The organism is Bradyrhizobium sp. SZCCHNS2022 (assembly GCF_032377575.1).
Classification (GTDB): domain Bacteria; phylum Pseudomonadota; class Alphaproteobacteria; order Rhizobiales; family Xanthobacteraceae; genus Bradyrhizobium; species Bradyrhizobium aeschynomenes.
Genome location: NZ_JAUHHZ010000001.1, coordinates 52724 through 66109, shown reverse-complemented (window position 1 = coordinate 66109; position 13386 = coordinate 52724). Strand labels below are relative to the sequence as shown.

Genomic DNA, 13386 nt, shown 5'->3' with positions numbered 1-13386 from the left:
CGTCAGGGAGATCGACCGGTCGAGCCATTGGGCTGTCCGAAAAGCGGACGCCCAAACAGCCTAAAAAACGAGCCGTCCCTCACCCTGCCAAAAAAGATCGCAGTCAGGGCTTTGATCGTCCAATGAATAATGGCACCATCTTCATGCTGAAATGTTATGGGACGACGTGATGGCGCGGATCAACTCGCGGCAGGTCGAAGCCTTCCGGGCGATCATGCTGACCGGCAGCGTCACCGAGGCGGCGAAGCTGATGGCGGTGACGCAGCCGGCCGTCAGCCGGCTGCTGCGCGACTTCCAGGCGCTGCTGAAGATGGAGCTGTTCGAGCGCCGCGGCACCGGCTTGGTGCCGACGGCGGCGGCGACCGCGCTCTACATGGAGGTCGAGCGCTCCTTCGTCGGGCTCGATCGCATCACCGCGGCCGCCGAAGAAATTCGCGGCCGGCGCACCGGCACGCTGCGCATCGCCGCCCTGCCCGCGCTATCGAACGGCTATCTGCCGCGGCTGGCCGGCCGCTTCCTGCAGGAGCGGCCGAACCTCAATCTGGCGTTCTTCGGCGTGATCTCGCCGATCGTGATCGACTGGGTGTTGAACGCGCAATGCGACGTCGGCTTTGCCGAGGTGCCGATCGCCCATGCCGGGCTGCCGAGCATCAAGCTGCCGGCGTTGCCGCGCGTCGCCGTGCTCCCGGCAGGCCACCGGCTCGCAGACAAGGCCTGTCTGACGCCGCGCGACTTCGCCGACGAGACCTTCATCTCGCTCTCGGCCGGCTCCACCAGCCGGCACCTGATCGACCAGATCTTTCATCGCGAGGACGTCAGGCGCGTGCTGCGGGTCGAGACGACGCTGTCGGAGATCATGTGCGGGATGGTGTCGTCGGGACTGGGCGTCTCGATCTGCGATCCGTTCACGGCGCGCGAGTTCGACGGCCGCGGCGTGGTGATGCGGCCGTTCACGCCGCGCATCGATTTCGAATTCGCCGCGGTGTTCCCGCCGCAGCGCAGCCCCTCGCCGGTGGCGCTCGATCTGGTCGAAACCGTGCGCCGCGCGCTCGACGAGCTCAACAAATCCTGATGAATCATTCAATCCCAGGAGTGAACGCGGGCTACGTCACTAGACATAAGTCACTTGAAGGTCATCTGCGAAGCCAGCAGCAGGCAACTAGCACGGTGGTCTTTTCCGCTATCGGTAGGTCGCTTGCAGAAGGAGGGCCTTTGGCAGATTGGCTCGGTCACGAGCCAAGCCGACGGGTCGTCAGCCACTTCCGATTGAAGCCGACCGCGCAACGCCTGCGAGCCGATGGAGGACATTTTTGCAGTCGAGTCTAGGCGGATGTCAAAGCCCCTGCCTGTCTTTGACTAGCCCAACGCCGGATGCGGTCAACCTACCTTGCTCATGACGTTGACCAGATCGGCATTGGCAGGCGCGTCGGCAGGAACCAGGGTCGGAGAGGCCGCACGTTGTGGCCGCACGGACTGAGCCGTGGCGACAACGCTCGAGCGGCCGACGATGATGTGGGCGGTGATGACAGCCGGAACGCCGAGCCCGAACGCAATGTGGACCGTGCTGATCCAGGGCCTAAGCGCTTCGGATCCGACGTAGTAGAGCCCGAACGCCGTCGCGATGAGCAGACCATACATCGCGAGGCTGACGATACCGGTTGCTCGATTCTTCCCGGCACGCCACGCGCGCTGGACGTGCAGGGGACCGAGCGCCCCAAGCAGCATCAGCGTCACCATTGCAGTTCCGCCATGCATGCTCAGCAGGTATGCGGCGGCCTGCTGCCACATCTCGCTGTCCAGCTCCGTGCGGGTCTTCATCTGATCGGCATAGATCCACAGCGCCCCGCTGGCGAACAAGAGTCCGAAAATTCCGTAGAGGGCGAACCGAAACAAGCCTTTAAGCCGCATGCTGGTGAACTCCTTGCCAGTCCGGTGTCGTATGAATGTCGCCGTTCGCCGCAATCAACATCGCGCTCGCCTGGAAGCGCGCCAATGGCGCCGCAGCCTGCTGGCCAGCCACCATCACGACCTTGGTGAGGGCGTCGGCAATCATGCAGGTCGGCGCGCTCACGGTGGCGCCGTGGGCCGCCCCTGTGGGCAGCCGGGTCGAAGGTGTGACGACCGCTGTATCCATTGTTTCCGTCGATCGAAACGGGTCGAAGCGGCGCGCCGACGACGCGAGCGCCCCATTGCTTACTTCGACCTGGCACAAAAGCCTGTCCGGGAAACGCGGGTCCCGAATGTGGACGATGCGGGCATCCGGCCCGAAGGCGGCAAGGTCCCCACCTGCATTGACCATTGCGGAGCGCACGCCGCGCCTCTGCAACGCCGCGATCGCGCGGTCCACGGCGAACCCCTTGGCGATGCCGCCGAGATCGATCTTGACGGCGGAATCGCGGAAACGGACGCGGTCGCCGGCGAGCAACTCGATCGCAGTCGACTGCGGGACGTCCGCTTGCGCCGTCGAGCCCACAGACGGCCGTCCCACGCCGGCGACGGCGACGTCGAATGCGCCGTCGGAGTGATGGGTCACATCGAGTGCCATCTTCAGCACAGCGTAGGTCCAGGAATGCACCTTCACGACGCCGCTCGATGCCGCGCGGTTCAGCCGCGACACGTCGCTGCCGGGATCGTGGAAACTCATCAGCCGATGCACGTCGGTCACCGCTGAAAACGCAGCTTCAACGGCATTCTCCGCATCGCAGCGGTGTGCATCCGTGACGTCGATCTCGACGAATGTCCCGAGCAGGGCCCGTGCTCGTCGAAGGCTAGCGGAAGTGGCTGGCATGATACGACAGCACCTTCTTCACGCCTTCGGTCAAATGGGTCGAAGACAGGGTGGCGCCCGAGATGTTGCGGATATCGGAGTTGATGCGAAGCTCGTTCTTACTGCTCTTGCCGACGAACTGACCGAGCCAGTTCGGATCATGGACCTCGCCGCCATAGGATTCACGATAGTTCAGAATGTCGACGCGGCGCACCCGCCCGTCGGGGCCGACGGCGACGGTGTAGTCGATCAGCAGGTGCTTGCCGACGACGTGGTCGTAATAGAAGTATCCGCCATTGCTCGCCTTCCAGACCCGTCCCGCCTGCACCTCGGCGAAGCTCGCGCCCGGAAAGGCGGCCTTCTGCGCTTCTTCGACGCTCATGTACTGGATGGCGTGAGCCGGTGCGGCGATCGACATGATGGCCGCAGCGGGCGCCGTCCATTTCAACCAATCGCTCATCTCGTCGTCCACCTCGAGCCTGTTGCCATGTCACGTCCTCCCTTGCCGATCATGTTGTCTGGCTACTCAGGATACCGCGCGCCGTCAGCGCCTCCCTGCGAAGCCATCAAATCGGCGGCAGCCGTACTCCAGACCATTCACTCCAGCTCGATGATGAGCCCGAGCAATCGATGACATTCTCGTCGGTCGCCCGGTGCGAGCGACCAGGATCCGCTGCCGTCCTTCCGACGTTCGCAACCAAGCGTTCTGCAAATGGCTCCGAATGTCACAGGCGAGATAGTAGTGTTTCGATTGCGGCGGATTGCCGCGTCGATGTTGGCGATTTGCCGGAGCGGCTGGGGAATAACAATGTTGCCGCAGACTGCGTCATCGAACGCCCCCGCTGTTGCGGCCTGCGGCAAGCAAGCTCGTCATTTCAACGGTATGCAGAGATGCCTACCGCAGTTTAGATCGATCCAAGAAGCGCGGTCCGTCCTTCGAACGACACGCCGAAGGCGCGCCACGGTGGGCAGGCGATCGTGCTTCGCGGCGGCAAGGCGGCTGCGCCACAGCAGCGCTGCGCACAAACGAAGGTCGGCGCCGCAGATGCGGCGCCGACCTCGCGAACGACATGGGAGAAGACCGCCGCCGCGACTACCAGGGCATCTGGTTCATGGCCTCCGACGGATTGCCGCCATAGGGCGAGGGCACCACCTTGATCTTCGCCATCATGCCCCCGTCCTCATGTTCGAGAATATGGCAGTGATAGACGAACTCCCCGACCTGCGAGAACGGGATATCGACCACGACGGGCGTCGACGTGCACTGCCCGTTTCGCCACTGCTCGATGCTGCAAACCCCGCTCTGGGCGTCCATCACCTCCGGGACGTTCGGGGTCGCGACGCCGAGCGGGACGTTGTCCTGCAGCATGCCGCCACCGATGCTCTTGTTCAGCGACATCGCCAGCGGCGTGTTCTCCCCGGCCTTGCTGTTGACGGTCCGGAAGCGCGTCTGGTGGATGTGGAAATTGTGATTTTCCGTCGAGAGCTGCACCAGCTCCCAGGTCTCGTGGACGGGGCGCTGTCCCGGCGCGAGCGGCAGGCAGACGATGTTCTGCGACGGATCGAACTGGCTCACCGGGAGCTGGGTGCCCGGCACCGGGTTGCCGTTCTGATCGACCTCCTCATAGCCGAGACCGAAGGTGCCGTCGTCGGTCAGGTCGGCGATGCCGAAGAAGATCCGGCGGCGATGTCCCGCCGGTAGCGGACGGCAGCCGGCACGCAGCGGCGCGGCGTTCGCGTAAGGCACCTTGCCATCGAGGATGCCCGAGGGCTGCATGGTCGCCAGGGCGTCTCCCCTGATGTCCATGGCGTAGGCGATGTGGTTGCGCCATCCGCGCTGGTGGAAGTGCACCTTGGCGAGATCGACCGCCGGCCATTCATCGCCGCTGCCCATCGTCAGTCCGGCCATCTTGAAGGTCGCGGAGGCGGACCGCCCGAGGCTGGCGATCGCCCCCGTCGCGGGATCGCGATAGGTGACGAACACCTCGGTCCGCGAGCTCGGCATCATGACCATCTGGGTGACGCAGACCGGTTTCGAATGGAAGCCCGACGTCGGCGAGGGCGGACAGGGGACGACCCTGAAACGGGCGCCGCCGAGACGAACCATGGTGTCCATCGTCGTATCCTGCGGCAGGTTCACGCTCACGCCGTCGACCGAGATCAGCTGCATGACCATCGGCTTCTGCGTCTCGTCGTCGGTCAGCTGAAGATTGTAGGACAGGCTGCCGGACGCATTGGTGAGCCGCCAGACCTCGCCATCGGGGTCGGTGACCTTGATCTTCGGAAACGTCCGGCCGTTGACCGTGAAGAACCATTTGCCGCCGGAGAAATTCGAGCCGCCGTCGGCCGACAGATCGACGCCCGGGCACGACCCCTCACGTACTTCGGAGCTGTCTGCCGGAAACTGCGCGCAGAAGCCCGGATCCTGCTGGTTGATAACCTCGCCCGGCTGGACATCGACCGGACCGCTGTCGAACTGCACCGGGCCGCCGGGTGCGACCTGAAGGTCCTTCAGAATCAGATGGCGCACGCTCGCGTCCGGAAACGGCGAATGCCTGGCATCGCCATGCGCGTAGTCCGAGACCTCGCCGACCGAGATGATGCCCGCCAGCCCCTGCGAGACCTGATTGAGCGAGATGCCATGGATGTGCGGGTGAAACCAGAACTGGCCCGACGGGTGGTTGCGCGGAATCTCGATGCGGAAATCCGCGGAGTCCATCTTGTTGGAGCCGTGCTGGTGGGTGGTCTGCGGCACCGGCATGCCGTTGGCCGAGTTGAAAATCTGGACGAAGACGTAGTCCCCGAAGGTCTGGTCGGTCAGCGTCGGCGCGCGCGGCTCGACGATCAGCCCATGGGTATGCAGGTTGGTCGGGTTGCGAAACAGATTGGCCTGGCCGGGATCGGTGTTGTGATTCACCTTGGCCGGGTCGAGCTGCGGCAGCTGGTTCACCAGCCTGATCTTCAGCGTATCGCCCTTCTGCACGGCCAGTCGCACGCCGCCGTAGTCCGCTACCGCGGCGCCGGCCGGGCATTTGTCGCCGGAGGCGGGCCGCCGACAGATCTCGTAGACCCAGCCGGTCGGGTTCATCGGCGAGCCCCCAGGGGGCTCATAGGTGATCGTCGAGATCGGCTTGGCGCGTGCGATCATCAGCAGGTCGAGCACGCCGTGCCAGCTCCTGAACACCGTCGGCTCGGCCAGATCATGGGCCTGCGCCGCAGGACCCGCAACGGTCAAACCGGCCAACATCGCGGCCGCCGATGTCAGTAATCGCAAAGTTGGCTTGCGCACACGCCCGACTAACATGCCTGATCCCCATCTGGCTCAAGATACACCGGTAGGAACGATCGCCGTCCCCAGGACGCGGACATCGCATGAGCAGTCCGAACTCATCGGCCGATCTGCCGCATCGTCCCCTCGGCCTTCGTCGCTATGTCGGGTGGCTCCTTTGTGACGTTTTCTTTCGCTTTGTGAGAATTGCCGACCCGCGTTTAAGAATCGATCTAACTACACGTCCAGCCGCCTGCGTTGTGCGCGTGGCGGACAGCAGCGACACAAAAACGACAACCAGCTCTCGTAGCTCGCCATGAAGCTCATGAGATCGTGTCGGACGCGAACAAGGTCGGACATGTTTGTGAGTGACCCGCTCCGAGGAGACTGAACGATGCTGCTTGCTGTTGTTCTCGCATGGGCCTGCAACGTGACCGGCATGGCCTGTGGAGCACCGACCACCGAGATCATCCAGAAGGCCTATGAGCAGGAGGCGCCGTCATCCGGCGTCCGCCACGACAAGGGCCTCAAGATCGTCGAGGCGACCTGCGACAAGGGGAACGAGGGCGGCCGTTTCCTGTGCCAGGTCTCGTTCGTGTCGGAGGACGATCCGGACAAGCGCCTGTATTTCGACATCGTCTCCGCGGCTCTGACCGACAAGGGGTGGGTGCTGACGAGCGGCTTGTGCAAGCGCTGAGTGCCACCGACTGACAGCCGCATCGGCTTCGATCGGAGCCTGTCGGTGCGATCTCCTGGCGCCCATTGGCGCGCTCGTGCTCCGGCTCGGAGCCGTCCTTAAAATTGACGGCGCCCCGAACGCTGGCGTTGATGCATCCGGAGCAGCCTCGACTCGGGCGACAGAAAAGGCGGCCCAGCTTGAGCCAGCGGAGGCGCGGTGGGGGTCGATGGCATCTGTGCAAAGCTGTCGTTGGCCGTATTCGCCGGCTGGGCCTGCGCGGGCACCGGCAGCAGCGTGAGAACGGTGACGTCCTCGCCCCGCTGCAATGTGACCGATCTCGCCTCGACATGACGCAGCGTCCAGCCCTGATAGTCCGCGCCGGTTCTGATGCGCAGCGGCGTCTTGCTGCTCAGATCGACCAACACCGCGAGGCCGCGATCCCCGTTCACGACGGTGCCCACAAGTGCAAGCTGCGGCCGTTCCGGTGCGGGCGGCTCCTGCACCACCGGAGCAGCCACGGCGGCTGGCGGCGGGGGCTCCGTCGGCGGAGGGCGGCGCGACGGCGAGAACAGCGGGCGCTCGCGCGTCGCCGACAGCTGCTCGAGCGGAATGCCCCACAATGGGTTGCCGGTGCGCGATGGCGGTCGCGGTGCGATGGATGAGCTCTGCGCCAGTCCACTCGGCGGTTCGGCGGAGACCGCTACCGAGATATCGAGACCGGCCGAATGCGCGATGCCGAACGCCGACGCCACCGTCACAACGCGGCAGCAGCCGATCATGCAAAGCCTGGCGAGACTACTCATTGCGGGCCCTGCCACTGTCCGGAGACCGTCATCAGCACGCGTAGCTTTCCGCCGGACGCCGCTGTGGGGGCATTCCCCTCGACGACCAGCTCGTCGACGAACAGACAGGGCATGCCGGCCTCCAGATCGTAGAGGATCGGCTGAAGGTCGGACTGACCGGCCTCGAAGCTCGCGCTCCCGCTGATATGACCGTCTTTGGCGCGGGGGCCCTGTACATCGAGTTGCGACGACGACACGCTGCCGCCATGACGCGTCACCACGTCGCCAAGGCGCTGCAGCAGCGCTGCTCCTGCCACCGTCACCGTCGGTCCTTCGAGAAAGGCCGATCCCGTCATGCCGGCATCGCCGTTGCCCTCCTGACGCGCGGCCGCCATGCTGTGGGCGTTCAGTAAATGAAGTGTATCGGCGAGCGAGGTCACCTCGCTGCGCTGATCGATCATGCCCTTGATCGACAGCGCCGTGACTGAGATCAGCACGATCAGCAGTCCCGCATAGGCGGCCGCGGCGACCGAGGGCGATGCGGGATTGCCCGTGACGAGTTTTGCGACGCTCATGTGCCAGGTCCGAAATGCGGCTTGATGCCCGCTTCGATATGGAATCGTTCGCCGGGATCGTCAGCCGAACGCGTGGTCGGCGCGAAGAAGGTCGCGCGCGTGAAATGCGCCGACTGCTCGATCAACTTGACGAGCGCCGGCGCATCCTGGGTCATTCCGACGATCTGCATTCTGTCCTTCTCGATCCGCAGCTCGGTCACATAGGTGTTGTCGGGCAGGATCCGGGACAGCGCCTCCATCAGCAAGACCGCCGCGGGGCTCTCCTGCTTGCGTCGCATCAGGCCGCGCAGCGCGGCATTGTCGGCACCTTGCAGATCGAGGCGCAGCGCCGCTCGCCGCTCCGAGATCCTCTGGGTGAGCTGACGCTGCTGCGCGTCCAGCTTCTCGTCCATCAGGCTCGCCGCCGCGATAGACAGCGCCGCGGAGATTGCGGCGACGATCAAGAGAGCGGCCAGGACGCGACTGACGCGGCCAACGTCGAGCGATCCGCCCAGCCGCTGCTCGGTCAGCCTCGTTGCGCTGGCTTCGATGAGCGGATCGTTTACCGGCATCGGTGCTGCTTCGGGCGCAGCAAGCAGGACGATCGATCCAGCCCGCCAGGACTCGGCGAGGCGAATGAGAGACTCCAGCTTCGGCCTTGGCGTGGCGATCACCGTTGTCTGGATACGTTCACTCGATATCTCGACCGGCGCAGTGCTGCCAAACACGGCCTCATGTGCCGACCACGGCGTCAGGCGATCGAGCTGCGAGCCGACCATCGCATCGAGAAATTCGACAGCGCGCTTTGGCAGATCCAGCGGCCGCCAGAGAAAGCGGTCCGGCCTCAGCACGACTTCGATCCGGCTGCCGTGAAGGGCCGCCTTCCAGCTCTCCGGAGCCGCAGGCAGACTTGCGTCGCCGTCCGGCAGGAGGATACGACAATCGGGCGGGACGGATCGCCCGGGTCGCGCGATCATCCGCATGATGAAGACGTTTCGTTCCGTCTCGATCAGTCGGACTGGCGGCTTGATCCTGAGCCGGTCCATCGTGGCAACGACGGCTTCGGCGACGGAGCCGATCCAGGCCGTCAGTTCGCGGCGCACGCGCGTCGACATTGTCATCTCGGCGCCTTTCCTGTTTGCCTGCGTATCCCCGCAGCATCGAGATCATCACGCCACGCCAGGACCTGATAGGGATCCTCACCATCGCCCAGCAGGATGACCGCTTCCGTTGCCGCCCTGCGACCGCCGTCAAAGCCGATCGTGACCCACACGCGCACGGCATCGGCGACCTCCAAGGTCGCTCCGGCGCGCGCCGGCCCCAGCGCCGCGTTGAGCGACCTGACGTCGCGGTGCAGGCCACCCCGCTGATCGAGGAAGCTCTTGAGCTGATCCTGGGTCATCCCGGGAAGCGCTGCCACCACCTCAGGGGCGGCCTCCAGCGCGTCGATCTCACGCCGGCCGCTGAAGACGGTGACGAAGGACATTGCTTTGTCGGCGAGTGCCGGCGGCACGTTGAGCACCAGCCGAAGCTCCTCGACGTTCGCGAATGGCGCGGTGCGAGGCATGTAGTCCGCGCCGGCCGTGCGGTAGAGATCGCGCTCTGCGTCCGGAACGTTGTCGGCCGGCAGTGTCCTCCAGCCGACGATCCGCTCGGCATACTCGCCGGCCTTGTCAGCGCGCGCGCCGAGAACCTCGAACAGATTGGCCAGCATCTGCCTGGACGCCTGATTGAGATCGATTCGGGCGGCTTCCGACCGGAACGTGACCGAAACCTGCGCATGATCGAGCCGGAATGAAAAAGCGCCTGCGGCAGGGCGCTGCGGCTTCGGCGACGCAGACAATCTGTAGGCTGCAAGCTCCAGGCCTGCAGAAGCTAGCGCCGCCGATCGCAGGCGAGCATCATCGAGCGACAGGCGTTGAGAGGTGCTGACGAGATAGACGGACAGGGCTCCCGCCAGCGCTGCCAGCGAGATCAGGAGCCACAGCACCGCGACGAGCACGAAGCCACCTTCCCGATCATCGAGATCCGAATCTCGCGGGTGCTTCTGTCGCCACATCAGCATTACTTCGATGCCGTGGAGGCTCGCCCGACCGTGGCATCGGCCGAGAGCGCATGTCTGTCGCAGGTCGGGTCCGCAGGCCGGCAGACGCTGTCGGGCGGCGCTGAAACACGAATGACGGCGATCCGTGACAGCGATGGTGCGCTCGCGCGGCTTCCGTCGTGCACCGTCACCCGCACGGCCGCCGGCAGCCGTTCTGCATTCTGCCACGAGGGACTCCAGATCCGGTCTGTTCCCGCATAGGCGAACGACACCCGGTACTGCGCCGTCAGCAGCACCACCGGATCACCGAAATCCCGAGCGGACGCATGGCCGGGCGCGAATGCGGCGCGGCTGCGGGTGAGGGCCGCGCCGTCGCCGCCGCCTTCGGCGATGCGGACCACGTCCAGTCCCCGGCCCCGATGCGGTCCGAGCGCCGATCGGACGAGCGTGATCGACGTCTCCGACCCGTCGAACAGAACGGACTTGGTCTGCCCATCGGGCCTGATGAATTCGGAGGCCGCGATATCGGCGCCGATGCGGTCGAGCGCCAGGCTCACGGATTCGCTGCGCTGGATGCGATGCAAACCACGATTCCAGTTCGGCAGCCATTGCGACGTGATCGCGAGCAGCCCGGAGACGATCAGCCCCATCAACACCATCGCGACGAGTGCTTCCACGAGGGAAAAACCCGCTTGCGCATCGTTGTCCCGCGTCGCCATCACTTGGCCCGCCTCCGAAACAGCCTGACGGTTTCCAGCTCCATGGTCGCGCCCGATGGCGATCGCACCTGGAGCATGATCTTCTTAGGAATCCAGGCCGACGTGCTGTCCTGCGCGCCGGCATCGATGGCGAAAGGCTCCGCCTGCGCGCGCCAGAGATGAGCCGTCGACTCTCCGGACTGCGACGGCGATGCCGGCGGCAGGCGGGACGGAAAGGCCAGCCACATTGCGTTGTAGGCTACCTGCACCAGAGCGACGTGCTGCTCGAGCTTCCTGCTGCCGCGCGCCGAGGACCCCATCAGCGCGCCGATGGCGACGAGCGACACCGCCATGATCGCAAGCGCGACCAACGTCTCGATCAGGGTAAATCCTGCCGTCGCCTTATCGGCTCGGCAGACCAGTGCCCGGGACAATCTCGATCCCTCCTGTCAGCCAGTTGACGCGAATTTGGTAGCCTGCATCGAGATGGGCGAGCTTGATGACGCCGCCGCACGACATGCCCGATCCGAAGAAGCTGATGGTCTGGAATGAAGGCCGGTCGTCGCAGCGACGCGGCAGCAACGTCTCGACCCGCACGTCCGTCGGCAAGCGAACGACCTGCCCGTTCGCACCCGAACTGAACGAGCGCGCCTGCGCGTCGATGCGCGTCGCGACCTCGAGGCCTCGCCTGATCGCAGCGTTGCGATCGGCCTTCAACAGAGCAGCAGCCTCGAGCGCATAGGCTTCGAGCTGCGGCCGCGAGGTCTGCCGCGAGACGGCGGGGACCGCGACGGACGCGAGCAGCGCGACGATCGCCAGCACACAGACCACCTCGATCAGAGTGAAGCCGGCCTCGCAGCCGTCACGGCCATCCATCGCTATTTGGCTCCGATCGTGAGCGACGACGAGATGTCGGCGGCGAGATCGACGCCGCCTTCCTGGCCGTCCGATCCGTACGACATGATTTCATAGGGCACATGCTGTCCGGGCGACCGGTAGACGTAGGCGTGACTCCAGGGATCGCTCGGGACGTTTCCACCCTTGAGATACGGGCCCGCCCAGCCCGCGATGGTCGAGGCGGGCCGGACCAGCGCGGTCAGACCTTCCGACGAGGTCGGATAGCGCCCGGTGTCGAGATAGAAGAGATCGAGCGCGCTCGAAAAACTCTGAATTTGAATCCGGGCGGTCTTGATCCGGGATTCGTTCAAGGAGGTCAGGACACGCGGTCCGATCAGACCCATGATCATTCCGATGATGGCGATGACGACCAGCATCTCGACCAGCGTGAAGCCGCTCTGAGGGTTATCGCGCGCAATCTTCATCCGCCGCGCGGTGCCGCTGATCCCAGCCTGTGTCATGCGATGGTCCATCTTGTGCTACCCAACGAGTTGCGTCACCGACAGGAGTGCGGTCATCACCGAGACGATGAGGCCGCCGACGACGGTGCTGATGAGAATGATCGCGGCGGGACCGACGATGCCGACGATGCGATCTAGGCCGCGCTGCAGCTTCGCCTCGTAGAACTCGGCGATGCGGCCGGCGAGAACCGGCAGCTGTCCGGTCTCCTCGCCGATCCGGATCATCCGCGTGGCCATGGCCGGCAGAATGTTGGTCGCGGCCAGCGCTTCCGACAGTTTGCCGCCGTGACGAACGCGGTCGGCCGCGGCGTTCCACGCCGCAGCGCTGCCGGTGGCCGCCATGATGTCGACCAGGATGCGCAGCGTCGCCGTCAAGGTCAGCCCGCTGCCGAGCAGGATCGCGAGATTGCGGCAGAATACGCTCGTGCGATACGACCGGAACACGGTCGCGAGGCCCGGGAGCCGGCAGACCCGCGCGATCACGGCAGCGCGCACGCTTGCGCGGCCGAGGAGAAGCAGAGCGGCGGCGATCAGCGCACTCGCCGACAGCGCGATCGCAGCGCCATTGCCGCGGACGAAATCGGAGATGTCGAGAAACGTGTTGATGGTCGCGTCGGACCTGGCGCCGAAATCGCGCAGCACCGCCGAGAACTGCGGCAGTACGACGATGAAGAAGAACAGCATCACCAGAAACGCGGCGATCAGGACGAACAGCGGGTACTGCATCGCATCGCTGAGCTTGCGACGCATGGCTTCCGCGCGCGCCCGCTCAGTGCCGAGCACGTCGAGCACGTGATCGAGGGTGCCCGAGACCTCCCCGACCCGCACCAGCGCGACATACATCGCGGGAAACTGCACGGCATGATGTGCCAGCGCTTCAGCGAAACTCTCTCCGGCCAGAACGCTGGATCGCAACCGGCTGACGATCGGACGCAGCCGCCCGATATCGGCATCGCCAGCGAGAAGCTCGAGCGAATCCTCAAGCCGGGCTCCGGCCTTCAACAACAGCGCCAGATCACGCGTGAACGTCGTGACATCGCCGGGCGTCGGACCGCCGAACAGCGCCAGCGCATCGCGGGCGAGGACGCTCGCGGCCTTTTCCTCCACCGTCTCGATCGGCAGCAGCCGCAGATACTCGATCCGGTCGATCACCTCCTTGGCCGTCGCAGCCGAGATCGTGCCATGCACGACATCGCCGTTCTCGGTCAGTGCACGATAGCGGAATTTGCTCACCGC

At 65.2% G+C, this 13386-nt stretch carries 15 protein-coding genes; 2 read left to right on the top strand and 13 right to left on the bottom strand.

The annotated features are described in order from the left end of the window. The first annotated feature begins 169 nt into the window (after window positions 1–169). Window positions 170–1072, top strand: coding sequence for a LysR substrate-binding domain-containing protein (locus tag QXZ94_RS00295; protein ID WP_315718726.1), 903 nt, complete (start codon window positions 170–172; stop codon window positions 1070–1072). A gap of 305 nt (window positions 1073–1377) precedes the next feature. Here the strand turns inward: QXZ94_RS00295 and QXZ94_RS00290 are convergent, their stop codons facing one another. The 4 genes from QXZ94_RS00290 to QXZ94_RS00275 all read right to left on the bottom strand — a co-directional run bounded on the left by QXZ94_RS00290 (window position 1378) and on the right by QXZ94_RS00275 (window position 5855). Then, window positions 1378–1908 (bottom strand): hypothetical protein, encoded by a 531-nt coding sequence (locus QXZ94_RS00290; RefSeq protein WP_315718725.1) that lies wholly within the window; start codon window positions 1906–1908, stop codon window positions 1378–1380. Beyond that, complete coding sequence (locus tag QXZ94_RS00285) at window positions 1898–2788, bottom strand: FAD:protein FMN transferase (protein ID WP_315718724.1); 891 nt, start codon at window positions 2786–2788, stop codon at window positions 1898–1900. Before QXZ94_RS00285 ends, QXZ94_RS00290 begins: the two co-directional genes overlap by 11 nt. Further along, complete coding sequence (locus QXZ94_RS00280) at window positions 2769–3227, bottom strand: FMN-binding protein (protein ID WP_315718723.1); 459 nt, start codon at window positions 3225–3227, stop codon at window positions 2769–2771. The genes QXZ94_RS00285 and QXZ94_RS00280 overlap by 20 nt, the downstream gene beginning before the upstream one ends. 633 nt (window positions 3228–3860) lie before the next feature. Beyond that, window positions 3861–5855 (bottom strand): multicopper oxidase domain-containing protein, encoded by a 1995-nt coding sequence (locus QXZ94_RS00275; protein WP_315725997.1) that lies wholly within the window; start codon window positions 5853–5855, stop codon window positions 3861–3863. A 574-nt stretch (window positions 5856–6429) separates the two neighbouring features. Here QXZ94_RS00275 and QXZ94_RS00270 point away from each other — a divergent pair. Further along, on the top strand, window positions 6430–6732 hold the full coding sequence (locus QXZ94_RS00270) for a hypothetical protein (protein WP_315718722.1): 303 nt from the start codon (window positions 6430–6432) through the stop codon (window positions 6730–6732). A gap of 98 nt (window positions 6733–6830) precedes the next feature. Here the strand turns inward: QXZ94_RS00270 and QXZ94_RS00265 are convergent, their stop codons facing one another. The 9 genes from QXZ94_RS00265 to QXZ94_RS00225 are packed head-to-tail and all read right to left on the bottom strand — an operon-like array spanning window position 6831 to window position 13383. Then, entirely contained in the window at window positions 6831–7466 is a 636-nt protein-coding gene (locus tag QXZ94_RS00265; protein WP_315718721.1) for a hypothetical protein, read from the bottom strand. Between the two features lie 47 nt (window positions 7467–7513). Continuing rightward, window positions 7514–8071: a type II secretion system protein GspM gene (gene gspM / locus QXZ94_RS00260; RefSeq protein WP_315718720.1), complete on the bottom strand. Its 558-nt coding sequence runs from the start codon at window positions 8069–8071 to the stop codon at window positions 7514–7516. Next, a complete protein-coding gene (locus QXZ94_RS00255; protein ID WP_315718719.1) occupies window positions 8068–9171 on the bottom strand; it encodes a PilN domain-containing protein in 1104 nt (367 codons plus the stop codon). Before QXZ94_RS00255 ends, gspM begins: the two co-directional genes overlap by 4 nt. Then, window positions 9168–10109, bottom strand: coding sequence for a type II secretion system protein GspK (locus QXZ94_RS00250; protein ID WP_315718718.1), 942 nt, complete (start codon window positions 10107–10109; stop codon window positions 9168–9170). Before QXZ94_RS00250 ends, QXZ94_RS00255 begins: the two co-directional genes overlap by 4 nt. 5 nt (window positions 10110–10114) lie before the next feature. Next, the gene (locus QXZ94_RS00245; protein WP_315718717.1) at window positions 10115–10813 is read right to left on the bottom strand and encodes a prepilin-type N-terminal cleavage/methylation domain-containing protein; all 699 of its coding nucleotides are present in this window, start codon (window positions 10811–10813) and stop codon (window positions 10115–10117) included. Further along, window positions 10813–11226, bottom strand: a complete 414-nt coding sequence (locus QXZ94_RS00240; RefSeq protein WP_315718716.1) for a type II secretion system protein — start codon at window positions 11224–11226, stop codon at window positions 10813–10815. Before QXZ94_RS00240 ends, QXZ94_RS00245 begins: the two co-directional genes overlap by 1 nt. Next, on the bottom strand, window positions 11195–11668 hold the full coding sequence (locus QXZ94_RS00235; protein WP_315718715.1) for a prepilin-type N-terminal cleavage/methylation domain-containing protein: 474 nt from the start codon (window positions 11666–11668) through the stop codon (window positions 11195–11197). The genes QXZ94_RS00240 and QXZ94_RS00235 overlap by 32 nt, the downstream gene beginning before the upstream one ends. 2 nt (window positions 11669–11670) lie before the next feature. Next, window positions 11671–12150, bottom strand: a complete 480-nt coding sequence (gene gspG / locus QXZ94_RS00230) for a type II secretion system major pseudopilin GspG (protein ID WP_315718714.1) — start codon at window positions 12148–12150, stop codon at window positions 11671–11673. Between the two features lie 18 nt (window positions 12151–12168). Beyond that, window positions 12169–13383: a type II secretion system F family protein gene (locus tag QXZ94_RS00225; RefSeq protein ID WP_315718713.1), complete on the bottom strand. Its 1215-nt coding sequence runs from the start codon at window positions 13381–13383 to the stop codon at window positions 12169–12171. Window positions 13384–13386 lie beyond the last annotated feature (3 nt).

Bases quoted from the DNA above. Each gene is read 5' to 3' on its own strand.
- QXZ94_RS00295 (WP_315718726.1), top strand. From the start codon at position 170: ATGGCGCGGATCAACTCGCGGCAGGTCGAAGCCTTCCGGGCGATCATG.
- QXZ94_RS00290 (WP_315718725.1), bottom strand. From the start codon at position 1,908: ATGCGGCTTAAAGGCTTGTTTCGGTTCGCCCTCTACGGAATTTTCGGA.
- QXZ94_RS00285 (WP_315718724.1), bottom strand. From the start codon at position 2,788: ATGCCAGCCACTTCCGCTAGCCTTCGACGAGCACGGGCCCTGCTCGGG.
- QXZ94_RS00280 (WP_315718723.1), bottom strand. From the start codon at position 3,227: ATGAGCGATTGGTTGAAATGGACGGCGCCCGCTGCGGCCATCATGTCG.
- QXZ94_RS00275 (WP_315725997.1), bottom strand. From the start codon at position 5,855: ATGAACCCGACCGGCTGGGTCTACGAGATCTGTCGGCGGCCCGCCTCC.
- QXZ94_RS00270 (WP_315718722.1), top strand. From the start codon at position 6,430: ATGCTGCTTGCTGTTGTTCTCGCATGGGCCTGCAACGTGACCGGCATG.
- gspM (WP_315718720.1), bottom strand. From the start codon at position 8,071: ATGAGCGTCGCAAAACTCGTCACGGGCAATCCCGCATCGCCCTCGGTC.
- QXZ94_RS00255 (WP_315718719.1), bottom strand. From the start codon at position 9,171: ATGACAATGTCGACGCGCGTGCGCCGCGAACTGACGGCCTGGATCGGC.
- QXZ94_RS00250 (WP_315718718.1), bottom strand. From the start codon at position 10,109: ATGTGGCGACAGAAGCACCCGCGAGATTCGGATCTCGATGATCGGGAA.
- QXZ94_RS00245 (WP_315718717.1), bottom strand. From the start codon at position 10,813: ATGGCGACGCGGGACAACGATGCGCAAGCGGGTTTTTCCCTCGTGGAA.
- QXZ94_RS00235 (WP_315718715.1), bottom strand. From the start codon at position 11,668: ATGGATGGCCGTGACGGCTGCGAGGCCGGCTTCACTCTGATCGAGGTG.
- gspG (WP_315718714.1), bottom strand. From the start codon at position 12,150: ATGACACAGGCTGGGATCAGCGGCACCGCGCGGCGGATGAAGATTGCG.